The following is a 26,522-nucleotide window of genomic DNA, read 5'->3' as shown; positions in this document are numbered from 1 at the left end:
TCCAGGCTAACCCCTTGGCGTGCAGTTCATTCGAGAGTTCACCAGACGTTCGGCCAGCCGCACGCCCAGCGCGATGCCCAGCAGAGTCGGATTGGCTTGGCTGGACGTCGGTAGCACGGACGTGCTCGCGACGTACAGCCCGCGCACCCCGTGAACTTGCAGGTGCGGATCCACGACCCCGCCTTCCGGTGAGTCGGACATCCGCGTGGTTCCCGCCTGGTGGAAACCGGTCCGCTGCTCCATGAACTCCCGCACCGACCCCTCGACGTCATCGGTCAGCCACTCCACGTACCCCACGCCGTGCCGGCGCAGGTGCTCGTCGATCGCGGCGATGGCCCTGCGCACACTGCGGTAGTCGGCATCAGAAAAGTGCATGTGGGTACGAATCCGCCTCATGCCCAAGGCATCACGTTCGTCGGTCAGCTCGACGCGGCTATCCCAGTGCGGAAGGTGCTCGCCGTGGTACTGCAACAGGTAGCGGTTGTCGGCGCTCTTCACAAAAAAGCCGGGAGCCTTCCTCCCGCGTCGAAGAAATCGGGCGTAACTGAACGCGATCGCGAACCGGATCGAACCGATCGCGTCTCGCAGGATGTTGCGCAGGTGGGCGAGGATTTGCCGCGGGCCGTCGGTCTTGGTGTGCGCCTCGAGGATCGCCCTCGCGAGCAGGAAACGGCCGATCGGCGAGATCAGCGTCAGGTAAACCCCGGACAGAATCCCGCTCCCGTGACTCGGGTCGCTGATCGGTGGATTCACCAACCAGACCGCGGCGTTCGGCATTCCGGACTCGCGCAGCAGTTGTGGGTCGAAGGTGAAACGCCGCCGAACGTATACCCCTTCGTGGTCGCGTTCATAGGAGTAGATGATTTCATCCGTAGTGAATTGCACACGCGCAACCCGGCTTTCGACGTGTGCCATGTACCACCGACCCAGGTGCCCGCCCGCGTTCCCCAGCCCCGCGGGGTGGTGGCGATCCGACGCCAGCAGCAGACGGGTGGCCTCCAAACCGCCTGTGGCGATGACGTAGTCCGTCGCGACCACGCTGCCCTGGCGGCCGTCGAGCGTCTTGACCACCAGGTGGTCTACGCAGGCACCGGTCGCCGTCGTCACGATTTCGGTGCAGGTCAGCCCGGTCCACAGTGTGAGGCGGGAGGCGCTTCGCAGCGCCGATCGGTACTCACGGCCGAAACGCGTGGGCAAGGCCCAACGTTCGAGATCGGTCGTGCGCACGTCGCCGTCGGGAAGCCCGCCGACCAGGTCGCGATGCGCGATATCGGGGATATCGCGCGCATTGAATGCCGCCTCGCCGCACGCGGCCCAGTCACAGGCTCGCTGAAGATACGGCTCCACGTCGCCGTACCCGATCGGCCAGGGGGCCTGCGCGGTGATCGGTCGGTCCTCGAAATCGATGGGGTCGAACTTGACGCAGCGCCCGCCCCACAGTGCCGAAGTTCCGCCCACCTGCCGGCGGACCGTCAACTCGCTGCGGGAATGGAAGTAGTCGTCCTGCCCCGAGTCGAATCTGGCCAACTGCTGCACCGCACGGTCGGCGCGCTCGAGACCACTTTCGATCAACGCCACTTCCACGCCCGATCCCGCGAGTTCCAGCGCGATGACGATGCCGATCGGGCCGGCCCCGACGACCACGACGTCGGTCTCGATCGTCATGCCGCGGGCGAAGTCCGTCGCGCCGCGGATCATGCGCCAGCCCCTCGAAACTCCTCAACGAGCCCGAGGAAGCGCGACCGGGTCTGCGCGTCCAGCCCGGACGCGACCGCGGACGCCGCCTCGGCGACGCGGTACGGCTTGGTCGTGCTGTAAAGCATTGCACGGCAATCTATTACGTCTGCTGACGAGCCGAGGATCAGCCTGGGCAGCATCCCGGGAGCCAGCGGATCGGCCTGTAGCGCCTCGCGCCAACGTCGCGCCAAGTGTGGGTCCGCCAACAACGCCGCCGACAGCCTCCGGTACGGCTCGTTCAGCACGCCGAACGCGAGATCGGCCGATCGCGGCGCCGGAGTGAGCAGGTCGCTGCGCAGTTGGCGCACCGCATCCGGTGCGAACACCCGGGTGAAATCCGTCTCGAGCCCCTCGTCCTGTGAGACGCCCCAGGCCCGAATCTTGCCCCGCTGGCGGGCTCGTTCGAAGAATTCACGAAGTTCATCGCCGGCTATCGTGTCGCCCGGCCGCGGGGCGTGCACGAACAGGATGTCAACGTAGTCGACGCCGAGCGCGGCAAGGCTCGCGTCCAGGCTGCGCGCCGCGACGGCCGCGTCGTACAAGCGGGCGGCCTTGGACGGTTCCTGGCGCCGCTTGACGGTGCGGCGCAGGGCAGGCGCTTTGCGGAGCAATGCCCGTGCCGGGCCTTGAAACCGGCCGAGGCGGCGGGCCGCCCCGCCGACGTCGATGCCGAATTTGGTGGCAATGGTTACGGTTTCGCGCTCGACGGTCCGCAGAAATGCCCCGAGTTCCGCCTCCGCCCTCCCCAGGCCGTACATCCGTGCGGTGTCGAAATGGGTGATGCCGTTCTCCATCGCGGCGGCGAGCACGGCCATCCGTTCCTTGCGGTATGGCGATTGCATCAGAGCGCCGCATCCGAAACCGATTGCACTGACCGTCAATTGCGGTCCCGGAAGTTCAACGCGCCGCAACGCCGCTGCCCTGGTAGATCCGCCGAAGTTGCGCATCGATAACTTCGGGGCTTCGGGTGGCCGCTACGTGCCACTGACCCCGCAGCCCGTCGCGCTCGGCCAGGTCCGGGTCGCGCAGGTACCGGCCTATCGCCGCCGCCAATGCAGGCACATCGCCGACCGGTACGAGCATGCTCGGGTCCGGCGCGATCTGTGCCGTTCCGCCAACGGGAGTCGCCACAAACGGTCGCGCCCCGGCGAGCGCTTCGGTCAGGATCATCGGCATTCCCTCGGCCGACGACGGAAGGGTCACCACTCGCACCGACCGGAGCAGTTCACGGACGTCATCGGGATGTATCGGGCCTTCGACGGTCAGCCGCTCTGTTGGCGGCGGAACGTAATCGTCGATGGGACCGACTATCCGACAACGTCCTTCGATGCCCTCGGCGAGAAGTAGGCGCCAGGCCTCGACAAGCCTGTCGACACCCTTACGGCGCCCGACGGCCCCGGCGAACAGCACCACGGGCGGCGTCGACGCGGCCCCGGGCGTATCTCGATCGATCACGATCGGGTTCGCCACGACGGCGGTTGGCACGGTGGCTGCCACCTCGGCAACGGCCGCACGCGCATCCTCCGACAACAGAATCACGTGGTCGGCGTGTTTCAGCGTGGCGCCGACAAAGCGGGGACGCGAGCGGGCGAACTCGGGGAAGTCGGAGCCGTGCACGGTGACGATCACCCGCAAGCCGCGCACCCGGGCCAGCCGGATCAGGGATCCTTCACGCAACCAGGCTCCGCCGTTCGAGATATGGAAGTGCGCAATCGTAGTGCGAGGAATTGCGGCGAGCGCGGCCCCCGCGCGCGCCGTGAGAAAAACGTTCTCCAGATGTCGGTGCGGCCCTGCCCACGTCGAGAGGACCCGGATGTCGTCGGCGCCAATCCTGTTGTCGCGGATGATCCGAATCACGGACTGCGTTCCGCCGATGCTGTACATGTCCGGCCCGACGTGGGTAACCGAGATCATTGCGCGGCGGCCATTGCGATCGGCGCCGGCGCGACGTCGACCTGGCTCGCGCTCTCGCTCCTGCGCCGCAAGCCTGCGTACCCCATCGCCGCGCCCAAGGCCATGCCCAACCCCAAAGCGTCCATCGGCATTTCCGGCAACGGCCACACCGCGGATATCGCCAGGAGGCCTGCGGCGACGGCCGCGCTGATTTTCGCCGGACCGGGCGCGCAACGCATCGCCAGGAGCACCGGCGTGAGCGCGAATAGTGCGAACGCCGCCATGCCCACCGCCCCGGCCTTGGCCAGCCACCACAGGTAGAAGTTGTGGGAATAGGCGGGATACAGGTACAGATGGAACTCGTCGTCCCCGGTCGGCGGCTGATAGGTGTAGCCCAGGCCGTGGCCGAAAATCGGGGCCTGGGCGATGGTCTCCTTCAGGAGATTGATTTCCCGGAGTCGTTCCAGCGCCGAATCGTCCACGGCGAGCGCGGTTGACGTCACGCCGCCGAGCACCCGCTGGTTGAAGGCGACGAACTGGTCGGCGAGCCACGCCCCGGTCTTCGAGCCATGCAGCAAGAACAGCGAGCCGGGAACCGCCACCGCCATCAATCCCGCACCGACCGCGGCCGCGTTGACGGTCCGCCGCACGGCCGCCCAGCTGAGGCTGGCCAGCAATGCGACGGCGGCGGCCACCCCCATCGAGATCAGCGTGTTGCGGGAGAAGGACAGCAGCGAAATGATCAGGGCGGGCGGCCCCAGCGCGAGATACATTGCGGGCCTTACCCGGCCGACGATCGGGGCGGCGACCAGCGCGCTGAGCACCGCGGTGGCCGGCGTCTGGGTCGTCAGGATGATGCGCAGGGCCTGGCCGGCGCCCGTGGTTCCTTCCAGGCTCTCCGCCCGGCCGGCCAGCCGGACGCCATAGAACGAACTGAGAATGGCCATGCCTGCCGAAAACCAAAGAATCACGATCATCACCCGCATCGACCATCTGACGTGACCCGCATACACGACAAACATCGCCAACACGAATCCGATGGCCATTTCGACCATGGTGGTCGATTCGCGCATCACCACCAGGTCGGCGTGTCCGGTCGCGAATCCGGTAGCGGTGGAAATCAATACGATCAGCACCAGCAGTCCCGGCAACAAGAAATCGGCCGACCGCGGTTTGACGGCTGGGATCAAATAACAGATCGCGAGCACCGCCGCCACATGGTACGCGTAGATCGTCATTGGGCCGATGACTTTGCCGACGTGCAGGCCTTCGGGCAGCGCCGCGAAAGCCCCGAAGAGCGTGACCCCTACCATCCCTTCGGGTTTCGCCCAGTACACGACCACGCAGAACAATGCGGCGGTCAGCAGCACTCCCTCGGTGGTTCGGCGCACCGAGAGCACCCCGAACGCGAAGCAGCCGAACACGAACATCGCCAGCAGAGCTCCATCCACTGCCAGGCGATGACGAGCCCGCAGGTAGGGGATCACGCCGGCCCGCTGGCCTTTGAGCGGTAGGCGCGGTCCGCGGCCCTGATGTGCAACGACTGGCGGGCGTCGGTCAGCACGGTGCCGACAACCTGCGCGCCGGCCGCGCGCAGCGCGGTCAGCGCGTCCTTGAGTTCGGCGCTCGTGGTGCGCCTGGCCCGTACCACCAACACGGTGGCGTTCACGGCGCCGGCGAGCAGGCCCGTGTCGGCCGTCGCGAGCACCGGCGGGCCGTCGACCACGATTCGATCGAAGCGTGATGACAAATCCTTCAGCACTCGGTCGATCACTTCCGGCAGGTACGCGCTGGGCGGCAGACTCTCACGGCGGGCGGATCGCGATGCGAGGACGTACAGCTTCGAAATCGCCGTCGGCTTCACGACTTCGGCGGCGCTACCCGGATTGGCCAGCGCGCTGGCGAGTCCCTCCCCCGATTCCACCCGAAGCAATCCGGCGATCACATGCCGGCGACTATCGCCCTCGACAAGCAGTGCGTCTTCGCCCATCTCGGCGAGCGCGAGCGCGAGGTTCAGCGCGGTCGTGGTCGCCCCTTCGGCGCCGAACGCCCCGGCCACCAAAACCCGGCGGCCGTCGTGCCCCATCGCCCTGAGCAGCCGGGTGCGCATGCCCCGCACCGCGTCGTCGAACGCGGCGTCGGTGCCGAACCGCGGAACCTTTCCGCGCTTTCCGGGCAGCTCCGCCAACGTGGGCAAGCCCGAAAGTTCCTCCAGCTTTTCGCGACTGCGAATCGTGCGATCGCCCGCCTCGCGGGTCAGCGCCACGGCGATGGCGAGAAGCACACCGGCGATGAACCCGATCATCATGTTGCGCATGGGCACCGGCGAAACCGGAATCTTGGGTACCCGCGGCGGCTCGACCACCGTCGCCCGGGCCACCGGCAGAGGTTTCGCCGTCGGCTGCACCGACCCGGGCACGTCGGACGGCTGGCCCGGCGATGTGGGCGGTGGGTTCGCCTCGCCCGTTTCGGGTCGGGCACCCGGGGTCACCGGCGTGCCCGCCAGGTTCGGACCGGCATTCACACCGAGCGTCGGGATGATCGCGCCGAACTGATTGGCCATCGCACCCGCCAGCGCGGCGGCGCGCGCCGGATCGGTGTCTTTGACGCTGATCGTGAAAAGTACAGATTTCGGTGTGTATTTGACCTGCGTTTGGCTCAGCACGTCGTCGGTGGCCAACGGAAGCTGGAGTTGACGGATCGCGCGCTCGGCGACTATACGTCCGCCCGCGATCTGGGCGTACGATGACAGCCGCTCTTGGGCTGCCTCTGTACCGCTGTACAACTCGTTGAGGTCGGTAGCACCGGAGAACGAGACCAGGACCGTGGCCGACGACTGGTAATGCTTTGTCTGCAACGCCGTAACGAACGCGGCGCCCACGGTGCATGCGAGCAGGGCGGTCAATGCGAGTTTCCAGTGCGTGCCGAGAATCCGGACGAAGGTACGGAAATCCATCGGCAGATAACCTTTCTAAAAGCCTACGGCGCGAACAGAACCCTTTGGCTTCCTAGCACCGGCGCATATTCACTGCAGATTATGCAGCATGGCCAGGCCGGACTTGTCGGAATTGACAGTCCTGCCATCCGACAGGTCGTGGGGCTCAGCGCCAAGCCTCGACTTCCGTTCATTGTCGGGGGGCCGAAGTCAGCACATCGCGCGGTATGTCGAGCCGCGCGATGGGATACCACCCGGAGCCGTCGCGCCCGTCGCGCGCCAACCGCATCGGGGGGTAATTGACCACATGCGACGCGCCGGGCTTGTGCTGGGCCCAATCTATCGACACGCTCAGCGTGTAGTTGCCCGGCGGCAGGCCTGCCACGTCGACGGCCACCGTCTCGATGGACGACCGTGCGACCGGCTCGGTACGGGAGTCGTCGCCGGATTGGTCTTGGACCAAGGTCTTCAGCGTCACCTTCGCGGGTATGGTACGGACCACCGCCCCCGAGAAATCGACCAATCGATAGCGGGGAACCCAGTTCTCGGTGGCGGCAGCGGAGCCGTAATTGGTCCAGGTGACACCGAGCGTCGCCTTTCCGTCACCCATCGACGGCGATCCTGGGTGCGCTTCGACCGAGTACCGGTAACCGGCGACGACGTTGGCCTTCGCCCACAACAAGTACAGCGCCGGGTCCATCGCAGCCGTCGAATCCACGGCCGGGAAGTTGTAACTCGACGTCATCGACACGTGGTACTTGACCACGTCGCGTAGGCCCTTTTCGTAGTAGGACCGCGGATCGGTTCCGTTCGGTAGCTGACACCATTCGGTGATCACCGGCGCTGTGGCCATTCGGTTTTTCAGCTCGCCGACTAGCGGGTCCTTCGACTGCACATAATGGGAGCCTTCCTTTTCGGCCCATGCGGGCAAAGGCGGCTGGACGCCGAGACAGTCCGCGCGGATGCCGACCGGCGCGGATAGCTTGCGCGTGACATCGTCGGCGAGCAACTGACGCACGATCTCCGGGTTCAGCGCCGTTGTCACCAATTGCGTATGGGGAAAGGCGTTTACGTTTGCCGCGACCAGCTGACGAATGGAGGCGATCGAGATGCTTTGGTCACGAAATTGGCTGTAATAGCCCAGCTTTGCCACGCTCTCGTCGGGCCCCGGACCCGGAGCGCCCAGGGTGTCACGTAGATACGAAATGTGGTTCTCGCTGAAATCTCCGTAACCGGAGAACTCGAAAACGCTGAGCCGCTCGTCACCGTCGTAGCGACGGCCCAATGCGGCCAACAACTGGGCGAACGCGTTCAGGTAGTTGGGGTCGTTCCAGTTCGGAACCACCTGCGTGACCCCCGGGGTCCACCAATACCGTTGTGGACCCGTGTAATTGGTGGCGGCAGGCCACACCCAATCGGGAATAGCGATGTTGGTGTTGTTCGGATAGACGGTGTCGCAACACGAGTGGTAGGCCACCACACGAAGGGTCAGCCGCATATTTCGGCCGGCCAGCTTCGTCAGTGCGTCGTCAATCGCGCTGAAATCGAATTTGCGATCGTCCGGCGCGTCGGGCGGCAACGTGTTCGGATCGACGGGCTGCAATTGTCGCCACGTAATACGCAAACTGGCGTCATACGACGCCGGCCACGCGGGATATCGCTGTTGCGCGGGATTGCCTTGCGGGAAAAGCGGCGCCAAGAGATCCTCGTACTGGCCGCGCAGTGGATTGGGCACCTCCTGCACGGTCAGCGGTATGGCGGGACTGACGATCGCGGTCAGCGGCTCGGAGCCACCGCGACGACCGCATCCGTTCGCGGTCAGCGCCAAACACAGCGCGATGACAACCGCCCGATGCACCGCCGCGGTCAAATGCATCGACTGCTACCTCTCTAGTGGCATTTCGCAACCGTCGCCAGTCCTTGGCAAACGTCAGTCCGTCGCGCGGGATGTCAAGGGTTACAACAGGCTACAGCCCATTGCCGGGCCGCACGTCCAAATCCGGGCAGCTACCCAAAAGCTCGTCGCTGCAAAAGCGCCCTTGGGGGGCGACTCGCATCGACTAAGCTGATGACTCCGCAGTTCGGGCAGGAGATCATCGCAGGTGGCTGTCGCACGCTCGGTCAAACATTGGCTCGCGCCTGCGGCCAAAAGACTCGCACCGCGCCGGTTCTGGCGGCGCAAATTTCGCATCCTGCAAGACCTGGGGCAGTCCCGCCCGGACATCCAGCTGGTGGCCTCGTTGTGCGATCCCCACCGGGTCTCGTTGGACATCGGAGCGGATCTCGGCGAGTTCACGATCGCGATGCTGGCGTCGTCGCGGTCGGTGATCGCGTTCGAACCCCGGCCGACCCAGGCCGGGGATCTGGCAGCGATGTTCGACGCGGTCGGCGCCGCGGTGCAAGTGGAAGCGGTGGCCCTGTCCGACGAACCCGGCGTGATGACCATGCGGGTGGTCGCCTCCGAGCCGGGCCGCAGCACGGTCGAGGCCGGCAACGCGCTGGGCGACGTGAACGACGGCACCATCCAGAGCATCGACGTGCCGGTCCGTCGCCTCGACGACCTGCCCCTGTCCGACGTCGGCCTGATCAAGATCGACGTCGAAGGTCACGAGCTTGCCGTGTTGCGCGGCGCCACAGCGACACTCACACGGCACCGCCCGGCGATCGTGGTGGAGGCCGAGGAACGCCATCACCCCAACGCGGTCGGCGAGATTACCAGGCTGCTGACCGGGCTCGGCTACGCAGGTTACTTCGACGTCGACGGCGCTCGGCGACCCATCGACGAGTTCGACCCGGCCCGGCATCAGGATCCGGCCAACGTCGGCAGCCGGGAAGACGGCTGGGCGGCCCACGGCGTCTACGTCAACAACTTCGTCTTCGTACCCGAAACCCGCTGAGCGACTGCTAGAGCGAACCCAACGACGATGACTCGCGATCGGCGAGAAACGGCATCGGCATCCACCGCGCGGACAGCAGCGCTTCCATCGCGTCGCCGGGGATGGGCCGCGACAGCAGGAAGCCCTGCGCCCGGTGGCACCCGTGTTGCATCAAAGTCAGTGCGGCAGCGGGTGTCTCGACGCCTTCGGCGACCACTTCGAGGCCGAACGCCTCGGCGAGCCCGATGATCGCGCGCACGATGGCCAGGTCACCGGCGTCGGTGCCCACGTCACGCACGAAGCCGGCATCGATCTTGAGCATGTCGACCGGCAGCGACTTCAGGTGCGACAGGACGGCGTAACCGGTGCCGAAGTCGTCGATGGCGATCTGCACGCCCACGTCCTTGAGCTCCGCCAAGGTCTTTCGCGTGGTGTCGATGTCGTGCACCACCGCGCGCTCGGTGATCTCCAGGCACACCGACTCGGCATCGATCCCGAACTCACCGATGGTGTCGGCAACGCCTTGCACGAAACCGCGGCTGATCAGCTGAATGGGCGACACGTTGATGCGCAACATGGCGCCTTGGCCCACTCCGTTGGCGCGCCACCGGCTGAACTCGGCGCACGCGCTGCGCATGACCCAGCCGCCCAACTCCGCGGCCAGGTTCGTCGATTCGGCGACCCCGATGAAGGCGTCGGGCAGCAGCAACCCCCAGATCGGATGGCGCCACCGCACCAGCGCCTCGGCGCCCACGATGGCGCCGGTCCACAGGTCGACCTCGGGCAGGTAGTGCAGGACCAGGCCTTCGCTTTCGATATCGCCCTGCAGGTGCAGCTCGATGTCGTTGCGGAAGGCCCGTTTCAGCGACATGTCATCGGTGGACACCGCGGTCTGGTTGCCGCCGGCGCGCTTGGCCGTCAGCACGGCCTCGTCGGCCCGGCGCAGCAGATCGGCGCAGTTGTCGTTCCCCGGCGCACCCATCGCCAGCCCGATGCTGACGGTCCGGCTGATCACGTGGCCACCGATGGTCAATCGGTCGCACAGCATCGCCGACAGGCGACGCGCGAACGCCTCGGCGTCCTCCGACGACATCGGGCGGTCCGGGATGACCACGAACTCGTCGCCGCCCAGCCGGGCGATCATGCTCTGGCCTCCGGCGCACTCCTCGATGCGTTGGGCGAACATCGTGATGAACCAGTCGCCCGCGGTGTGGCCGAGGTAATCGTTGATGGGCTTGAGCCGGTCGAGGTCGAGGTAGAAGACCGCGACGGGCCCGGGGCTTCCGGCCGCGAGCCGGTCGGTCAGGTGTGCGACCAGCGCTCGCCGGTTGTAGACGCCGGTCAGGTCGTCGTGTTCGGCGAGATAGCGGAGCCGTTCTTCGGCGACGATGCGCGCCTGCAGCTGAGCGAACAGGGCGGCGACGGCCTCGAGCGTGTTGATCTCGTCCTGCTTCCACCTGCGGGTGCCGAACTTGACGAAGCCGAGCACGCCGGTGGTCGCGTCGCCGGATACCAGCGGCGCGACGGCCAGCGAGGGGGTGACCGGTGCCGCGCCCCGGTTGATCAAGCGGCGAAGCCAGCCGTCGGCCTGGTCGGGCCGGGTCACCACCGGTTTCCTGAGGCGCTCGCATTGGGCGAGCGCCGACTCGGCGCCGTCCCACTCGAGATCGGCCATCGGATCGGGGCCGGCGGCGTCGGGTCGTCGCGGCCACTCGGCCACCAACACCGCGGCGGCGGCGTCGTGGTCGTGGTGGCGCAGGAAGCTGGCGTCCACGTCGAATTGCTCGACGAGCTGGGCGAGAACGTTTTCGCTGACCCGGGTCGCCGTGGACGCCGTGGCCTCCATCAGCTGGGTGGCGACGGAGGTGACCACCAGGTCCAGGCTGCGCGGCACGGGTCCTCCGATACGGGGCACACGGCGACCCCATCGAAATACCCGTCGACGGGGTCCGAGAGTTCGCTCGGTTGTTTGCTGGTTGCATGTCCAGCCGCGCGGCGGCGCGGCCGGAATCCGTCCGGAAACGGTATCACGCAGATTCGCGTCGATCAGGACTTACGACGAGCTGCCGGCGGGCGGTGCGTGGCCGGCGCCGGGACGCGCCACTAGCCGTTTGCTGAGGCCGCGTCGCTGGGGATGTCGAGGGTGGCAATCGGGTACAGCCCGGAGCCGTCGCGCCCGTCGCGGGCCAGGGCCATGGGCGCGTAATTGACCACGTGTGAGGCGCCCGGCGTGTGCTGTTGCCATTCGACCGAGGCGCGCAGCGTGTAGTGACCGGGCGCCAGGCCCGCCACGTCCACGTGCACCGATTCGGTGGCCGACTCGGGCACCGGTTCCTCGCGGGACTGGCTGGACTCGTCGTGCACCAGCGTCTTGAGATTGACCGTCGCCGGCAGGCTGCGAACCACCGCGCCGGAGAAGTCCACCAGCTTGTAGCCGGGCACCCAGCGTTCGGTGGCCGCCGCCGAGCCGTAGTTGGTCCACGCCACCGAGATGGTTGCCACCTTGCCCTGGATCGATTGCGATCCCGGCTTCGCCTCGACCGAATACCGGTAGCCGGCAGCGGTATTGGCCTGGGCCCATACCTGGAACAGCTTGGGATCCATCGCCGACGTCGCGTCGCGGTCCGGGAAATCGGCGCTCGACGTCATCGACACGTGATACCGGATGACGTCGTGCAGGCCCTTCTCGTAATACGGCCGGGCGTCGGCTCCGCTCGGCAACCGGCACCACTGGCTGACCACCAGCGCCGTCATCAGCCGCTGTTTGATCGCGTTGACGACCGCGTCGCTGGAGCGGACGTAGTGTGAGTCGTTGGCCTCGGCCCACTCCGGCAGGGGCGCCTGCACGCCGAGGCAGTCCGCGCGGATGCCGACCGGCGCGACCAATTTCTTGGTGACGTCGTCGGCGAACAGTTCGCGGACGATCTCCGGATTCTGCGGGGCGACGACCAGTTGGGTGTGCGGAAAGGCGTTGACGTTCGCCGCCACCAATTGCGCGATGGACGCCTTGGTGATGCTCTGGTCGCGAAACTGGCTGTAATACCCCAGCTTTGCGGCGCTCTCGTCGGGGGTGGGGCCCGGTGCGCTCAGCGCATCGCGCAGATACCCGAGTTGGTTCTCGCCGAAGTCCCCGTACCCGGAGAACTCGAACACGGCCAGGCGCTCGTCGCCGTCGTAGCGGCGGCCCAGCGCGGCCAGCAGCTGACCGACGCCGTTGAGGTAGTCGGGGTCGTTGAAGTTCGGCACCACATGGGTGACGCCCGGGGCCGAACCGTTCGCCGGCGCGGGGTAACTGGCGGCCGAGGGGCGCAGCCAGTCCGGAATCGCGATGTTGGTGTTGTCCGGATACGCGTCGTTGCAGCAGGACTTGTAGACGTACACGCCCAGGGTCAGGCGCATGTTCCGGCTACCGAGCTTGGCCAGGGCGTCGTCGATGGCGCTGAAATCGAACTTGCGGTCGTCGGGCGCATCGGGGGGCAGCGTGCGCGGATCGACGGGCTGCAGCTGCCGCCACGAGACGCGCAGGCTGGCGTCGTACGACGCCGGCCACGCAGAATATCGCTGTTGAGCCGAATTTCCTTGCGGGAAAAGCGGATTGAGCATCTGCTCGTATTGTCCGCGCAGCGGGTTGGGGATCTCCTGGGCGGTGGGCGGGATCGCCGGACTGACCATCGCCGACAGCGGTCCGGGGTCGCTCTTATCGCCGCAGCCGCCGAGCACCACCGCCGCGCACGCGACAGCCGCCAGCACGCGTTTCCTCAAGGAGCACACGATGGCCACCGGCGTCAGATCGCGCCCGACGACAACGGCCCGCGAGGGCTGCGCGACTGCGCCGATGCCGGCGCGGCGCAAGGCCCAGTCACAGCGAAGGTCGTCGTCAAGGTTGCTTCTCCCAATACGCACCGATGCGCGTGCAAGTGGCCCCATTTCGCGCGTTGCAGTGGTGCGTGCATCGGCCCGGGGCAGGCCATGAATTGGCGTAGCGCAGCGTATCACGCGCGTTTCGGCATGGCTTCGCCGCAGCTCAGCGGGGGTGCGGCCGGCACTTGACCGGTCGCGCCGATGGGCGCGCAGTGAGACGGGTCACAATTGCGGGCGCACCTGTCACGCTCGTCGGGTCTGCGGTGTCTCAAGGGCACAGGTCCTCACGAACAGGAGACAGTCATGACCGAGTCGGCCCCCGCAAGAACCCATGTCGTCGTTGTCGGCGCCGGATACGCCGGCACGCTGGCGGCTAACCATCTGCGCCAGCGCCCGGACATCGACATCACCGTGGTCAACCCCCGCCCGGTCTTCGTCGAGCGGATCCGGTTGCACCAGCTGGTTGCCGACACCGGCACGGCGACCGCCGATTACGCGACGCTGCTCGGCGAGGGGATCCGGTTGGTCGTCGACAGCGTCGAGGTCATCGAGGCCGCCGACCGGCGGGTCCTGCTGACCTCGGGCGCCGAGCTGGACTACGACTACCTGATCTACGCGGTGGGAAGCACGGGCGCGGTCGCATCGGCGGCGCCAGGCGTTGCCGAATACGCGCATTCGGTCGCCGACCTGGAAAGCGCGCAGCGCTTGCACTATGCGCTCACCGATCTGCCGCTGCCCGCGCCCATCACGGTGGTCGGCGGCGGGTTGACCGGCATCGAGACCGCCTCCGAGCTGGCCGAGGGCGGGCGCCCGGTGACCCTGGTGTGCGGCCCGGTCCTCGGTCCGTCGCTGAGCAAGCGGGGCCGGCGGTCGGTGGCCAAGCGGCTAGGGCGCCTGGGCGTCAACGTGCTCGAGTCGGTCGCGGTGGAAGAGGTGCGCTGGGATGCGGTGGTGCTCACCGACGGCGTGGTGCTGCCCAGCGCGGCGACGATCTGGACGGCCGGATTCGCCGTGCCGGACCTTGCCACGCGCAGCGGGCTGCACACCGACCCGATGGGCCGGCTGCTCACCGACGAGACGCTGACCAGCATCGACGACGAGCGCATCGTCGCCGCGGGTGACGCCGCCGCGCCATCGGGTCAGCCGTTGCGGATGAGCTGCCAGGCCGCCGGCCCGCTGGGCGCCCAGGCCGCCAACACCGTGCTCAGCCGGATTGCCGGCGAGGTCCCCGCGGCGCTGAGCCAGGCGTTCGTCGGGCAGTGCATCAGCCTGGGCCGCACGCACGCCACCTTCCAGATGGCCCGCACCGACGACACCCCGGTGAACATGTTCCTCGGCGGCGGGGCGGCGGCGTCGCTCAAGGAAGCGATCTGCAAGGGCACGCTGTGGTCGATCCGGCGCGAGGCCGCCAAGCCCGGTTCGTACCGCTGGATCAAGGGCGGCAAGCGGCCCGCGCAGTCACCCGCCGAGGAGGTCACCGCGCGATGACGCAGGCACCGGCCGGCAGCGAGCACGTCGAACGGTTCACCCTGCTGCGGCCACTGCTGTTCACCATCGCCTACGAGATGCTGGGCTCGGCGACCGAGGCCGACGACGTCTTGCAGGACAGCTATCTGCGGTGGGCGGCGGTCGACTTGGCGACGGTGCGCGACACCAAGTCGTATCTGGCCCAGCTGGTCACCCGCCAGGCGCTGAACTCGCTGCGGGCCGGTGCCCGCCGGCGCGAGGACTACGTGGGGCCGTGGCTGCCCGAGCCGCTGCTGCTCGATGAGCAGGACCCCGCGGCCGATGTCGTTCTGGCGGAGTCGATTTCGATGGCGATGCTGGTGCTGCTGGAGACGTTGAGCCCCGACGAGCGGGCCGTGTTCGTGCTGCGCGAGGTGTTCGGTTTCGACTACGGCGAGATCGCCGAGGCGGTGGGGCGGCCGGCCCCCACCGTCCGGCAGGTCGCCCACCGGGCGCGCGAACACGTGCGCGCCCGGCGGAAGCGATTCGACACGGTGGATCCGGAACGCAACGCCGAGATCACCGCGCAGTTCCTGGCCACTGCGGCCGGTGGCGATGTGGATGCGCTGATGACCATGCTCGCCCCGGACGCCACCTGGACGGCCGACAGCGGCGGTGTGGTCAGCGCCGCCCGCCGGCCGGTGGTCGGCGCCGAGAAGGTGGCCAGGGCCATCGCCGGCCTGATCCGCCGGGCCGCGACCATGGGCGCCATGCGGGTGGAGATGGTGACCTGCAACAGCGCCCCGGCGGTGCTGCTCTACCTCGGCGACCGGCTCGAAGGCGTCATCACGGTCGAGATCGTCGCGGACAAGATCACCAACTTCTATGTGATGCGCAATCCGCAGAAGCTGGCGGCGCTGGCCACCGCCCGCGACATCAGCCGCGGCTGACCGCGACGATCGCAAACGCGGTATAGGCCGGGCGCCGGGGCACCTCCCGCTTGCGGGGGACGGGTCGCCGCCATCCGACCAGCGCGCCGACGCCGGGGGTGCGAAACGCCGCCGCTCTGACAAGCTAGAGCTGTGCGCATCGACCGGCTCGGCGATCTTGGCGCCGCACCCCAGGTGCTGCGCGCGGTAGGTGACGCCACCAGCCGGCTCGGCCTACCCCCGCCCGCCGCGCTGACCGGTGAGTGGTTCGGCGCGCTGGCAGTGATCGCCCCGAGCCTGTCGGTGCGCCCGGTGCGTGCCGACGACGTCTTCGCGGTCCCGGTGTCGCGGACGCCCGAGCCGCGCGCGGTGGGCGGCGGCTGGATCGGCTACCTGTCGTATCCCGATGCCGGCGCGGACGCCCGGCCCCATCGCGTTCCCGAGGCCGCTGGCGGCTGGACCGACTGCGTGCTGCGTCGCGACCGCGACGGCCACTGGTGGTACGAGAGCCTCTCCGGTGCGCCGATGCCGGAGTGGCTGTCGACCGCCCTGACCACACCGAAAGCCCCGCCGCGCGACTGTCACATCGACTGGGGCAGCGCCGACCGGGCGGCGCACCGCGACGGCGTGCTGGCCTGCCTGGAGGCGATCCGCGCCGGCGAGGTGTACCAGGCCTGCGTGTGCACACAGTTCGCCGGCGCCGTCACCGGCGCCCCGCTGGACTTCTTCATCGACGGCGTCGCGCGCACCTCCCCGGCGCGGGCGGCCTACGTCGCCGGCGCCTGGGGTGCGGTGGCGTCGCTGTCCCCGGAGCTGTTCCTGCGGCGGCGCGGGACGACGGTGACGTCCAGCCCGATCAAGGGCACGCTGCCGCTGGACGCGTGGCCGTCGGCGCTGCGCGCGTCGGCCAAAGAGGTCGCCGAGAACATCATGATCGTGGACCTCGTCCGCAACGACCTGGGCCGGGTGGCGATCGTCGGCACCGTGACCGTGCCGGAATTGTTGGTGGTGCGCCGGGCCCCCGGCGTGTGGCACCTGGTCTCGACGGTGTCCGCGCAGGTCCCCACCGAACTGCCCACCTCGGCGCTGCTGGACGCCACCTTCCCGCCGGCCTCGGTCACCGGGACCCCCAAACACCGCGCCCGCCAACTGCTCTCACAGTGGGAGCCCAATCGTCGTGGAATATATTGCGGCACAATCGGATTGGCCTCACCCGTGGCCGGATGCGAGCTGAACGTGGCGATTCGCACCGTCGAATTCGACGCCGCGGGTGGGGCGGTGCTAGGCGTCGGCGGCGGGATCACCGCCGACTCCGACCCCGACGCCGAATGGGCCGAATGCCTGCACAAGGCATCGCCCATCGTCGGGCTGCCGTCGATCGCGGCCGCGAGCGCGGCGGGCTAGTCGCGGCGGGACCGCAGCACCGCGTCGTAGAGCTGGCGCGACCGGACCCCCGGATACCCGCCGGCCACCTCGCCGCAGGCGTCCTTGATGCGGGCGCCGCCGGCGATGAGCTCCTCGACCTCGGCGACCAGCGAAGGCAGGTCGGCGCGCGGGGTGGCGCCGGCCAGCACCACCGTGATTTCACCGAGCACCCCGTCGGCCGCCCAGGCCGCCAGCTCGTCGAGCGAGCCGCGCACCACTTCCTCGTGCACCTTGGTCAGCTCCCGGCAGATCGCCACCCGGCGTGCGCCGCCGAGCCGCTCGACGGCGTCCTGCAGGCACGCCGCCAACCGCCGCGGGGATTCGAAGAACACGCAGGTGCGCCGCTCGTCGGCCAGTGAATCCAGCCACGCCCGCCGCGCCGCCTTCTTGCGCGGCGCGAACCCCTCGAAGCAGAACTTCTCGGCCGGCAGACCGGACACGGCCAGCGCGGTCGTCACCGCCGACGGCCCCGGCAGGCATCGCACCGGCAGGCCGGCCTCCACACAGGCCGTCACCAACCGATAGCCGGGGTCGCTGATCAGCGGCATCCCGGCGTCGCTGACCACCAGCACCGTCGCGCCCGCGCGGATCGCCTCGATCACCGACTCCACCCGGGAGCTCTCGACCTGGTCGAACATGCTGATCACCCGGCCGGTGATCCGCACATCGAGGGCCTTGGCTAGGGTGCGCACCCGCCGGGTGTCCTCGGCGGCCACCACGTCGGCTCGGGCCAAGGCGTCGAGCAGGCGGGGCGAGGCATCCGACGGCTGGCCCAGCGGGGTCGCGCCCAGCAACAGGCGGCCGGTGGTCATGACCGACAGCCTACGATCGACACCGATGACTGCCCCGCCCCGCGAATCCCCCCTGAACGTCGAGGGTGCCGTGACGGAACGCGTGGTGCCCGTCGTCAGTCCCGGACCGCTGGTGCCCGTGGCCGATTTCGGCCCGACCGATCAGGTCCGCGGCTGGGTGGTGACCGGCATCATCACGCTGGTGGCGGCGATCACCCGCTTCCTCAACCTGGGCTCACCCACCGACGGCGGCACCCCCGTCTTCGACGAGAAGCACTACGCCCCGCAGGCCTGGCAGGTGCTGCACAACCACGGCGTGGAGGACAACCCCGGGTTCGGCCTGGTGGTGCACCCGCCGGTCGGCAAGCAACTGATCGCCCTGGGCGAGGCCGTCTTCGGCTACAGCGGCATCGGCTGGCGATTCACCGGAGCGCTGCTCGGCGTGGTGATGGTCACGCTGGTGCTGCGGATCGTGCGGCGGATCAGCCGCTCGACGTTGGTCGGCGCGATCGCCGGCGTGCTGGTGATCTGCGACGGCGTCAGCTTCGTCGCCTCGCGGACCGCCCTGCTCGACGGCATACTCACCTTCTTCGTGGTCGCGGCGTTCGGCGCGCTGATCGTCGATCGCGACCAGGTGCGGCAACGGATGCACATCGCGCTGCAGCAGGGTCGCAACGCCGACACGGTGTGGGGCCCGCGGCTGGGCGTGCGCTGGTGGCGGTTCGGCGCCGGGGTACTGCTCGGATTGGCTTGCGGCACAAAGTGGTCCGGCCTGTACTTCGTGCTGTTCTTCGGGGCCATGTCGCTGGCCTTCGACGTGGCCGCGCGGCGCCAGTATCAGGTCACCCGGCCCTGGCTGGGGACCTTGCGCCGCGACCTCGCCCCCACCGCGTATGCGCTGGGCGTCGTCCCGGTGTTGGTGTATCTGGCCAGCTATGCACCCTGGTTCGCCTCCGAGACCGCCATCGACCGGCACGAGGTCGGCCAGACGATCGGACCACATTCGCTGGTGCCGTTGCCCGACGCCATCCGATCGCTGTGGCACTACACCGCCAAGGCGTTTCAATTCCACGCCGGCTTAACGAATTCCGCGGGCAACTACCACCCGTGGGAATCGAAACCGTGGAGCTGGCCGATGTCGTTGCGCCCGGTGCTCTACGCCATCGACGAGCAGAACGTCCCCGGGTGCGGCGCCCAGTCGTGCGTAAAGGCCGAGATGCTGGTGGGCACTCCGGCGATGTGGTGGCTGGCGGTGCCGGTCCTGGTTTTCGCGTTGTGGCGCATGCTGGTTCGCCGCGACTGGCGGTACGCCGCGGTGCTCGTCGGCTACTGTGCGGGCTGGCTGCCGTGGTTCGCCGACATCGATCGGCAGATGTACTTCTTCTACGCGGCGACCATGGCGCCGTTCCTGGTGATGGCCATCGCGCTGATTTGCGGCGACGTTCTCTATACGCCCGGCGCGCCGCCCCGGCGGCTGCGGCTGCAGCTGGAGGCGAATTCGGAGCGACGCACGCTGGCGTTGATCGCCGTGTGCGCGTACGTGGCATTGGTGGTGACCAATTTCGCGTGGCTGTTCCCGGTGCTCACCGGCCTGCCGATTTCGCAGCAGACGTGGAACATGGAGATCTGGCTGCCCAGCTGGCGCTAGCGCTCATTGCGCCGAGATTGCCATGAGGGCTGTGCTTTGGCCCCGATCACGACCATGGCGGCAATCTCGGCGCGCTACCTACAACAGGTCGCGGGCGACCGGGCAGGACATGCACCGGGGACCGCCGCGGCCGGTGCCCAATTCGGATCCGGCGATGGTCAACACCTCGATGCCGGCGTCCTGCAAGCGAGTGTTGGTCTGCGCGTTGCGCTCATAGGCGACCACCACACCGGGCGCCAGCGCCAGCGTGTTGTTGCCGTCGTCCCACTGTTCGCGTTCGGCGACGACGGGATCCAGCCCGGTGTCGATGACCCGCAGCTTGTCGATTTCCATCGCCTTGGCCGCGGCCTCCAGGAACGGGGCCTCGTCGCTGATCGCGACGCCGTCGGGGGTGCGCGCAATCGTGAACGCCGACAGCGAGTCGACGATGTTGGCGTACATCACCACGGTGTCGGTGTCGACCATCGTGCACACCGTGTCCAGATGCATCTGGGCGCGCCGCTGAGCGATCGGCACCGCGAGCACGGTGTTCGCCAGGTCGTCGTCAAACAGGCTGCGCGCCAACGCTTCCGCGCCGGCGGGGGTGGTCCGCTCCCCCACCCCGACGGCGACGACGCCGGGCGCCAGCAGCAGCACGTCACCGCCCTCGACGGGCGCGGTGCGCGACTCGTAGGCGCGGCGCACGCCGGTGAACCGCGGGTGGTGGGCGTAGATGAGGTCGGTCAGCGAGGCCTCGCGGCCGCGGGCGCGCAGCGCCAGCGTCGGAATCACCACCCGCCGTCCGATCCAGATCGACGAGTCGCGGGTGAACACCAGGTTGGGCAGCGGCTCGATGACGAAATCGCCGCCGTGGTGCATGCGCAGCACCAGCGACACGTCGGTCCGGGTGTCCGCCGGCAACTCGTTGAACGTCATGCCTGCCATCAGCACCTGGGCCAGTCGGGCCGGCTCGAGCCCCCGCAGGTATGCCGAAAGTTCTTGCGCCAACGGCACTCCGAGCCGTCGCGCGTCGACGGCGGCCGCGACGCCCTGCATCCGCGCGGCTCCGCTGTGCGTCAGCGCCTCGGTGAGCAGATCCGACAGCAGCAGCACCTCGATACCGCGCGACCGCAACAGCGCGGCGAACCGGTCATGCTCGTCTTGCGCGCGGGCGACCCACGGCAGGCCGTCGAACAGCAGCTGGTCGACGTTGCGCGGGTTCAGCCGGAGCAGCTCGGCACCGGGACGGTGCAGGATGACCACGCGCAGCGCGCCGACCTCGGAATTGGTGCCCAGCTCGACAACACCCACAGCTCAACCGTAGCGGCGCCGGGGCACCCCGTCCCGCCACACGCGCGCCGCGCGCGCCGCGCCATCGAACGGATGTGCGATAAACTCGGCGTCGTGGAGATCGCGGTTCAAGGCTCCCTGTTCCAGCACACCGAGCGCCGACAACTTGGCGACGGCGCGTTCATCGAGATCCGTGCGGGCTGGCTCACCGATGCCGACGAGCTGCTCGAGGACCTGCTGTCGAGGGTGCCCTGGCGCGAGGAACGCCGGCAGATGTACGACCGGGTGGTCGACGTGCCGCGGCTGGTGAGCTTTCACGACCTCGCCGTCGACGAGCCGCCGCATCCGGAGCTGGCCCGGCTGCGCCGCCGACTCAACGACATCTACGCCGGCGAACTCGGTGAACCCTTCACCACGGTGGGGTTGTGCTGCTATCGCAACGGCTCGGACAGCGTCGCCTGGCATGGCGACACCATCGGCCGCAGCAGCACCGAGGACACCATGGTGGCGATCGTCAGCCTGGGCGCCACCCGCGCCTTCGCGATGCGCCGTCGCGGCGGCGGCCCCTCGCTGCGGCTGCCGCAGTCGCACGGCGATCTGCTGGTGATGGGCGGGTCATGCCAACGCACCTGGGAGCACGCCGTGCCCAAGACGACGGCCTCGGTGGGTCCGCGGGTCAGCATTCAGTTCCGGCCGCGAGGCGTGCGCTAGGCGCGGTCAGGCGCGCACCGCCGACACCGCTTTGACGAGCAGGTCGCGGGCGCGTTGGGTATCGACCGGGGCCACGGGCTGGTCGGGAATCACCAGCGGGTTGGCGATGACGATCACCTGGTAGTCGCCGAATGCGGCCGAATAGTCGTACAACTCCCCGGTGCGCGGGCCACCCGGCGTCAGCGCCTGCATGACGCGATGCACGCCCAGCGTGCGGGTGCTGTCGATCTGCGGCGCCTCGACCACCTGGACGCCGCCGCGCATCTGCGGGCCGGCGAAGGTCACCTTGGCGCAGTCCTTTCCGGGGTCGTTGAGGGGCAACGCTTTTGAGGTCTCCAGCGCGATCACCACGAACCGGTTGCCGCGGCCCTCGGCGGTGACCGCGGACATGTTGCCCTGCAGATCGGCCGGCATGTCGGGCCCGGCCGCCACTTTCGCGCAGTTCGCGGGGTCGAACGTCAACCCGTCGGGCAGCTTGCGACCGGCCAGGAACTTGGGGTCGATTCCCCGCTCGCTGATGTCGCTGACCTTGTACTCGGGTCCGAAGCTGGACTTCACGTCGACCACCTTGCTGATGTCGACCTTCGCCGGGTGAGTGGCCGATGAACAGCCGGCCAAAACGCAGACGGCAGCGACCGCGAGCAACATCTTGGACATCGTGGCCAATCTACCCAAGCCGGGAGCTCAGCTGCGCAACGTGGACACCGTTTTGGCGAGCAGATCCGCGGCGAATTGCGGTGGCAGCACCGGAAGCGCTGAACCCGGATCGGTGGTCAACGTGGTGAACGCGTAGTAATTGCCCAGGTAGGCGGTGAAAGTGTAGATGTGCGAATCGATTTCGGTGCCCGACTCGACCGACGACTTCACGTCGGCCACCATGCCGACGGTTTGGACACCTTCGACGTGCGGCGCGTCGATGAGGTGGACATGCACCACGGTGTTCCCGGCGGTCTCCGACCATTGGGCGCACGCGGTGACCAACTCGCCGGGGAAATCCACCGGCCCCGGCAAAGCCACCACCACCGCGTTGACGATCCCGCCGCTGCCGGAGGCCGAGATGCCCTGCGCCGACTGGTCGCGCCCGTTCCCGGGGTCGGCGAGCGTCCCACACGTGGCGGGTTTGGCCTGCAGGTCGTCCCCCAGGCTCCAGATCACCCGCGGGGAGGCCGCGCTGGGAATTCCGGTGGTCACCTCGTAACCGGGCGGCAGGTCGCGCACCACGCGTTTGATGTTGGCGGGATTGACGGCAGCGTTGTTGGTCGACGTCTTTGCCGGGACGGCCGGGGGTTTGGGCGCGGGTGGATGAGCACACCCGGCGACGGCCAACGTGAGCGCGGTAGTCAGCGCCGGGCCAATCCCGAACGGCCGCATGAGGAGTTGATAGCACAGGACGCGGCCATGCCGTCTCCCCCACGCCCGTGCAGGGCGGTCGGAATAACCTCCGTCACGCCGGCTTAGGGGGGACGACGTCGTCGTCAACCGCGCCGGCGGATTCGAAACTCTCCTGATGGTCCGCAGACTCGCGGGAGCTGGAGCGCTACGGCACCGGTCTCAGCCGACGGCCTCGATCACCTGGCGGGCCACCCGTTTGATCTGTTCGACCTCGTCACGGCGGAACGGCAGATGGCGGGGGTGGGGCACGTCGATCACCGTGGTGATGACGCCGACGTCTTCGCGCTGCCAGACGGCGCCGTAACGATCCATGATCGCGCGCATCGGGCCATTGTCGGAAAGCATTCGCGCGGAGAACCTTTCGATCCCGTCGATCTCGGCGGCGATCGACAGCGCGCTGATCAAATAGGTGCCGATGCCGCGGCCCTGATAGGCGTCGGCGACGGTGAAGGCGATCTCGGCGACCGTCGGGTCGTTGGCGTCGCGCACGAAGCGCGCGTCGGCCACCGGGTCGCTGCCGTCGGTGACCACCCACACGAAGTGATCGACGTAGTCGACCTCGGACAGGTAGTGCATCAATGCCGGGGTGGGCAGTCGCGGGGTCATGAAGCGCCGATACAGCGTGTCGCTGGAGAAGTAGATGTGCCCGTGCACGGTGCGCTCGCTGTCGCCGGGAAGCACCGGGCGCAACAGCAGCAGTGTGCCGTCACGAACGCGGATCGGGATCGGCGTGATGAACGCGGCGAGCCGCTGGCGCACGGTGCGCAGCAGCCGCGGCGTGATGCCGGGGATGTGCACCATGCTGGCGAAGGCCCCGGTGTCACCGATCCAACCGGTCAGCGGTTCGGCGGTGGTCACCGTCGCGGTGCGGGGGATGTCACGCAGCAGGGCGATCTCGCCGACGATCATGCCCGCGGATGCGTGCTCGACGATCACGACGCCGTCGTCGCCGACGTGTTTGATCTCGGCGGTACCCGAGGAGATCAGCAGAAACGAGACGGCCTGCTCGCCCTGCCGCATCAGCACCTGGCCGGGTCCGGCGCGCAGCGGCTGCAGGCGGCCCGCCAGCGGGGCGAGGTCTTCGGCCGGACATCCCTTGAAGATGTCCATCGTCGCCAGCTCGTCCACCCGGGCGCCGGTCAGTCCGGCCACCGCTATGGACCGCCGCCCGCAGCGCCGCCACACCGCTCTGTGCGTCGCGGTGATGCCATGACCTGCCCGCCTGGTTGCCGTCGTCTCCCGCACCAGCCCGAACAAACCTGGCCGCGGTCGGATGTTGCCCAGGTTATGAGCAGGTTGCGGCCGCGGCAAGGATCCGCGGGCGTTCATGACCACTAACGCGCCGCTTGGGCGCCCACAATCAGTTCGACCGCGGCCGCCAGATCGTCGACCACAAAGTCCGCGTCGACGGACTCATCGCCGCCCGGGCGCAGCAGCACGGTCACCGCTCCCGCCGCCCGGCCGGCCATCACGTCGGCGTCCCCGTCGCCGATCATCACCGACTCGGCCAGATCGAAATCGTGCTCCTGCGCCGCGCGCACCAACATCCCGGCCAGTGGCTTGCGGCAGTCACAGCTGTTCGCCGCGTGCGGGCAATGGTAGGCGGCATCGAGCCGGGCGCCGTCGCTCGCCAGCAGTTCCTGCAGGCGTTGCTGGATGGCTGTGAAATGTGTTGGTTCGGCGGGCTTTTCCGAGAGCCACCGCTGGTTGGTCACCAATACTGTTCGCAGACCGGCGGCGTTCAGGGCGGCCACCGCCTTGGCCGCGCCCGGCAGCAGTACCAACTCGTCCGGCGATCTGATGTATTCGCCCTCGGCGGCCTTGACGTTGATGGTGCCGTCGCGGTCCAGAAAGACGGTGCGCACATCGCGCAGATCGGGTGCGGGCATCGTCGATGTCAGGACGGCCTGGGAAACAGTGCCGCTTCGACCATTTCGCAGATGGAGTGGCCCAGGTGCAGGCACGCCTCCTGGATGCGCCCGGTGTCGTGGCTGGGCACCCGGATGCAGATATCGGCGACGTCGGCCACCTTGCCGCCGTGCGCGCCGGTCAGAGTGACGGTCGTCATGCCCGCCTGGCCGGCCACCTCGAGCGCACGAACGACGTTCGGCGAGTTGCCCGACGTCGTCAGTCCGACCACCACGTCTCCGGGACGCCCGGCGGCGAGCACCTGGCGGGCGAACACCTCGTCGTAGGAATAGTCGTTGCCGATCGCCGTCATGGCCGCCGTGGCGTCGGGAAGGCTGATCGCCGCCAGCCCGGGCCGGTCAAAAGCGAAGCGGCCCATCAGTTCCGCCGCCAAATGTCCGGCGTCCTGCGCAGAACCACCGTTGCCGAAAAAGATCACCTTCCCGCCGGCGCGCAGTGCACCGATGATCACGCGCGCCACCTCGACGGTCTGCGCGGCGAAATCACCCCGCTGCATTTGTTGCTTGACCGCGATCGTCTCGGCCAGCCGCTGCTGGACCAGCTCGACGCTCGGCGAGACGACATCCGGCTCGGTCATGCCGACCATGTTGTCAATCCCTTGCTTTCAAAGGCGAATTCGGTGATGGTGGCCCCGGCGCCCTCGAGCGCTTCGATGAGGCGGTGTTTCTTGGCGAAGTCACAGAACAGCAGGATGTATCCCCCGCCACCGGCTCCGGTGAGCTTGCCGCCCAGCGCCCCGTTCTTGAGCGCAAGGTCGTAGAGATCGTCGATGCGCTCGTTGGTGATGTAGGGCGACATCCGCTTCTTGTGCGTCCACGCTTCGCCGAGCAGCGCACCGAAATCGTTCAGTTTGCCGGTCAGCAGCGCCGCCTTCATCGCCACCGCCAGATCCTTCTGGGCACGCAGTCCGGCCAGGGTGTCATCCGAACCCGTTGTGGCGCGCCGGGTTTGGTCCTCGATCACCCGCGCGGAGTCACGCGTGATGCCGGTGTAGCACAGCAGCAGGCTCAGTTCGAGTTCGAACGCCGTTTCGTCGCGGATCCGCAGGGGGTTGACGATCACGCGGTCGGTGAACTCGATGAAGTTGAAGCCGCCGAAGGTCGCGGCGTACATGTCCTGCATGCCGCCCGCGATGCCCAGGTCCTCACGTTCGATGGCGCACGCCAGCTGGGCGGTCTCGTATTCGCCCATCGGTACCCGGTAATGCTCGGCGAGCAGGCCGGTGAGGGCGACCATCATCGTCGACGACGAGCCCAGCCCGGAACCCGGTGGCGCGCTGGACCGCAGCACCAGGTCGTAGCCGTCCGTGCCGTCGCGGCCGAATCTGCGCACCGCGGCCTTGATCAGATCGAGGCTGCCGTCGTAAAGGATCTCGCTGTCGAGCGTCATCTCGTGGGTGGTCTTGAAGTCCACCGATTCGATGCTGACCCGGCGGTCGGTGCGCGGCACCAGCGATCCCTGGGCGTAGCGGTCGATGGTGGCCGACAGGACGCAGCCGCCCTCGGTCGTCGGGAAGGGCGGCACGTCGGTGCCGCCCCCAGCGAACGAGATCCGCAGCGGCGCCCGTGCGCGGATTCGGGGACGTGTCATGGGGATTCGCTTTCGGGTGATGCGCTCAACGGGTGGACGCGCGGTGTGTCGGCGACATCCGAGAGGCCACGCCCGCCACGTGCTAATCCC

At 68.2% G+C, this 26,522-nt stretch carries 22 protein-coding genes; 6 read left to right on the top strand and 16 right to left on the bottom strand.

Annotation, left to right across the window (positions count from 1 at the left end; all coding sequences use genetic code 11):
- Positions 1-6: 6 nt before the first annotated feature.
- The 6 genes from DQP57_RS04810 to DQP57_RS04785 form a co-directional block, all read right to left on the bottom strand.
- Entirely contained in the window at positions 7-1,698 is a 1,692-nt protein-coding gene (locus DQP57_RS04810) for a GMC oxidoreductase (protein WP_112631908.1), read from the bottom strand.
- Entirely contained in the window at positions 1,695-2,618 is a 924-nt protein-coding gene (locus DQP57_RS04805) for an aldo/keto reductase (protein WP_112632000.1), read from the bottom strand. Before DQP57_RS04805 ends, DQP57_RS04810 begins: the two co-directional genes overlap by 4 nt.
- A gap of 16 nt (positions 2,619-2,634) precedes the next feature.
- Positions 2,635-3,651 carry a glycosyltransferase family 4 protein gene (locus DQP57_RS04800; protein ID WP_112631907.1) on the bottom strand — a complete coding sequence of 339 codons (1,017 nt, stop codon included), beginning with the start codon at positions 3,649-3,651 and terminating at the stop codon, positions 2,635-2,637.
- Positions 3,648-5,060, bottom strand: coding sequence for an O-antigen ligase family protein (locus DQP57_RS04795; protein WP_205869045.1), 1,413 nt, complete (start codon positions 5,058-5,060; stop codon positions 3,648-3,650). Before DQP57_RS04795 ends, DQP57_RS04800 begins: the two co-directional genes overlap by 4 nt.
- A gap of 53 nt (positions 5,061-5,113) precedes the next feature.
- A complete protein-coding gene (locus tag DQP57_RS04790) occupies positions 5,114-6,586 on the bottom strand; it encodes a polysaccharide biosynthesis tyrosine autokinase (RefSeq protein ID WP_112631905.1) in 1,473 nt (490 codons plus the stop codon).
- Between the two features lie 169 nt (positions 6,587-6,755).
- Positions 6,756-8,441, bottom strand: coding sequence for a hypothetical protein (locus DQP57_RS04785; protein ID WP_205869039.1), 1,686 nt, complete (start codon positions 8,439-8,441; stop codon positions 6,756-6,758).
- A 226-nt stretch (positions 8,442-8,667) separates the two neighbouring features.
- Between DQP57_RS04785 and DQP57_RS04780 the strand changes: the two genes are divergently transcribed.
- Positions 8,668-9,462, top strand: coding sequence for an FkbM family methyltransferase (locus DQP57_RS04780; protein WP_112631904.1), 795 nt, complete (start codon positions 8,668-8,670; stop codon positions 9,460-9,462).
- 7 nt (positions 9,463-9,469) lie between these two features.
- Here DQP57_RS04780 and DQP57_RS04775 read toward each other — a convergent pair whose 3' ends face one another.
- Both DQP57_RS04775 and DQP57_RS04770 read right to left on the bottom strand, forming a co-directional pair.
- The gene (locus DQP57_RS04775; protein WP_112631903.1) at positions 9,470-11,335 is read right to left on the bottom strand and encodes a putative bifunctional diguanylate cyclase/phosphodiesterase; all 1,866 of its coding nucleotides are present in this window, start codon (positions 11,333-11,335) and stop codon (positions 9,470-9,472) included.
- Positions 11,336-11,544: 209 nt separating this feature from the next.
- On the bottom strand, positions 11,545-13,215 hold the full coding sequence (locus DQP57_RS04770) for a hypothetical protein (RefSeq protein ID WP_112631998.1): 1,671 nt from the start codon (positions 13,213-13,215) through the stop codon (positions 11,545-11,547).
- Between the two features lie 390 nt (positions 13,216-13,605).
- On the opposite strand from DQP57_RS04770, the gene DQP57_RS04765 reads away from it, so the two are divergent.
- The 3 genes from DQP57_RS04765 to DQP57_RS04755 all read left to right on the top strand — a co-directional run bounded on the left by DQP57_RS04765 (position 13,606) and on the right by DQP57_RS04755 (position 17,081).
- Positions 13,606-14,790, top strand: coding sequence for an NAD(P)/FAD-dependent oxidoreductase (locus tag DQP57_RS04765; protein WP_112631902.1), 1,185 nt, complete (start codon positions 13,606-13,608; stop codon positions 14,788-14,790).
- Complete coding sequence (locus DQP57_RS04760; RefSeq protein ID WP_112631901.1) at positions 14,787-15,698, top strand: RNA polymerase sigma-70 factor; 912 nt, start codon at positions 14,787-14,789, stop codon at positions 15,696-15,698. The genes DQP57_RS04765 and DQP57_RS04760 overlap by 4 nt, the downstream gene beginning before the upstream one ends.
- 132 nt (positions 15,699-15,830) lie before the next feature.
- Positions 15,831-17,081, top strand: a complete 1,251-nt coding sequence (locus tag DQP57_RS04755) for an aminodeoxychorismate synthase component I (RefSeq protein WP_112631900.1) — start codon at positions 15,831-15,833, stop codon at positions 17,079-17,081.
- On the opposite strand, the gene rsmI is transcribed toward DQP57_RS04755, so the two are convergent.
- Positions 17,078-17,914, bottom strand: coding sequence for a 16S rRNA (cytidine(1402)-2'-O)-methyltransferase (gene rsmI / locus DQP57_RS04750; RefSeq protein WP_112631899.1), 837 nt, complete (start codon positions 17,912-17,914; stop codon positions 17,078-17,080). The genes DQP57_RS04755 and rsmI overlap by 4 nt on opposite strands.
- An 82-nt stretch (positions 17,915-17,996) precedes the next feature.
- Here rsmI and DQP57_RS04745 point away from each other — a divergent pair, with 82 nt between their 5' ends.
- On the top strand, positions 17,997-19,541 hold the full coding sequence (locus DQP57_RS04745) for a dolichyl-phosphate-mannose--protein mannosyltransferase (RefSeq protein ID WP_165821751.1): 1,545 nt from the start codon (positions 17,997-17,999) through the stop codon (positions 19,539-19,541).
- 78 nt (positions 19,542-19,619) lie between these two features.
- Here the strand turns inward: DQP57_RS04745 and arcA are convergent, their stop codons facing one another.
- Positions 19,620-20,831 (bottom strand): arginine deiminase, encoded by a 1,212-nt coding sequence (arcA, locus tag DQP57_RS04740; RefSeq protein WP_112631897.1) that lies wholly within the window; start codon positions 20,829-20,831, stop codon positions 19,620-19,622.
- Between the two features lie 93 nt (positions 20,832-20,924).
- Between arcA and DQP57_RS04735 the strand changes: the two genes are divergently transcribed.
- Positions 20,925-21,521 carry an alpha-ketoglutarate-dependent dioxygenase AlkB gene (locus DQP57_RS04735; protein WP_205869038.1) on the top strand — a complete coding sequence of 199 codons (597 nt, stop codon included), beginning with the start codon at positions 20,925-20,927 and terminating at the stop codon, positions 21,519-21,521.
- Between the two features lie 6 nt (positions 21,522-21,527).
- On the opposite strand, the gene DQP57_RS04730 is transcribed toward DQP57_RS04735, so the two are convergent.
- From DQP57_RS04730 to DQP57_RS04705, 6 genes are all read right to left on the bottom strand, one after another.
- Positions 21,528-22,178 carry a DUF5642 family protein gene (locus DQP57_RS04730; RefSeq protein ID WP_112631895.1) on the bottom strand — a complete coding sequence of 217 codons (651 nt, stop codon included), beginning with the start codon at positions 22,176-22,178 and terminating at the stop codon, positions 21,528-21,530.
- 27 nt (positions 22,179-22,205) lie between these two features.
- Positions 22,206-22,892, bottom strand: a complete 687-nt coding sequence (locus tag DQP57_RS04725) for a DUF5642 family protein (protein ID WP_112631894.1) — start codon at positions 22,890-22,892, stop codon at positions 22,206-22,208.
- Positions 22,893-23,072: 180 nt separating this feature from the next.
- Complete coding sequence (locus tag DQP57_RS04720) at positions 23,073-24,023, bottom strand: GNAT family N-acetyltransferase (RefSeq protein WP_112631997.1); 951 nt, start codon at positions 24,021-24,023, stop codon at positions 23,073-23,075.
- Positions 24,024-24,247: 224 nt separating this feature from the next.
- Positions 24,248-24,802 carry a D-glycero-alpha-D-manno-heptose-1,7-bisphosphate 7-phosphatase gene (locus DQP57_RS04715; RefSeq protein WP_112631893.1) on the bottom strand — a complete coding sequence of 185 codons (555 nt, stop codon included), beginning with the start codon at positions 24,800-24,802 and terminating at the stop codon, positions 24,248-24,250.
- An 8-nt stretch (positions 24,803-24,810) separates the two neighbouring features.
- On the bottom strand, positions 24,811-25,428 hold the full coding sequence (locus tag DQP57_RS04710) for a D-sedoheptulose-7-phosphate isomerase (RefSeq protein ID WP_205869037.1): 618 nt from the start codon (positions 25,426-25,428) through the stop codon (positions 24,811-24,813).
- Positions 25,416-26,432, bottom strand: a complete 1,017-nt coding sequence (locus tag DQP57_RS04705; protein WP_112631892.1) for a GHMP kinase — start codon at positions 26,430-26,432, stop codon at positions 25,416-25,418. Before DQP57_RS04705 ends, DQP57_RS04710 begins: the two co-directional genes overlap by 13 nt.
- Positions 26,433-26,522: the final 90 nt, after the last annotated feature.

It is taken from the genome of Mycobacterium colombiense (genome assembly GCF_003284935.1).
GTDB classification, from domain to species: Bacteria; Actinomycetota; Actinomycetes; order Mycobacteriales; family Mycobacteriaceae; genus Mycobacterium; species Mycobacterium arosiense_A.
The sequence above is the reverse complement of the archived record's forward strand: the minus strand, read 5'-3'. Positions and strand labels throughout refer to the sequence as shown.

Coding starts and splice junctions, on each gene's coding strand:
- DQP57_RS04725 (WP_112631894.1), bottom strand. CDS start 22,892: ATGCGGCCGTTCGGGATTGGCCCGGCGCTGACTACCGCGCTCACGTTG.
- DQP57_RS04705 (WP_112631892.1), bottom strand. CDS start 26,432: ATGACACGTCCCCGAATCCGCGCACGGGCGCCGCTGCGGATCTCGTTC.
- DQP57_RS04765 (WP_112631902.1), top strand. CDS start 13,606: ATGACCGAGTCGGCCCCCGCAAGAACCCATGTCGTCGTTGTCGGCGCC.
- DQP57_RS04760 (WP_112631901.1), top strand. CDS start 14,787: ATGACGCAGGCACCGGCCGGCAGCGAGCACGTCGAACGGTTCACCCTG.
- DQP57_RS04720 (WP_112631997.1), bottom strand. CDS start 24,023: ATGGACATCTTCAAGGGATGTCCGGCCGAAGACCTCGCCCCGCTGGCG.
- rsmI (WP_112631899.1), bottom strand. CDS start 17,914: ATGACCACCGGCCGCCTGTTGCTGGGCGCGACCCCGCTGGGCCAGCCG.
- DQP57_RS04800 (WP_112631907.1), bottom strand. CDS start 3,651: ATGATCTCGGTTACCCACGTCGGGCCGGACATGTACAGCATCGGCGGA.
- DQP57_RS04715 (WP_112631893.1), bottom strand. CDS start 24,802: ATGCCCGCACCCGATCTGCGCGATGTGCGCACCGTCTTTCTGGACCGC.
- DQP57_RS04785 (WP_205869039.1), bottom strand. CDS start 8,441: ATGCATTTGACCGCGGCGGTGCATCGGGCGGTTGTCATCGCGCTGTGT.
- DQP57_RS04795 (WP_205869045.1), bottom strand. CDS start 5,060: ATGTTCGTGTTCGGCTGCTTCGCGTTCGGGGTGCTCTCGGTGCGCCGA.
- DQP57_RS04730 (WP_112631895.1), bottom strand. CDS start 22,178: ATGTCCAAGATGTTGCTCGCGGTCGCTGCCGTCTGCGTTTTGGCCGGC.
- DQP57_RS04810 (WP_112631908.1), bottom strand. CDS start 1,698: ATGATCCGCGGCGCGACGGACTTCGCCCGCGGCATGACGATCGAGACC.
- DQP57_RS04710 (WP_205869037.1), bottom strand. CDS start 25,428: ATGGTCGGCATGACCGAGCCGGATGTCGTCTCGCCGAGCGTCGAGCTG.
- DQP57_RS04790 (WP_112631905.1), bottom strand. CDS start 6,586: ATGGATTTCCGTACCTTCGTCCGGATTCTCGGCACGCACTGGAAACTC.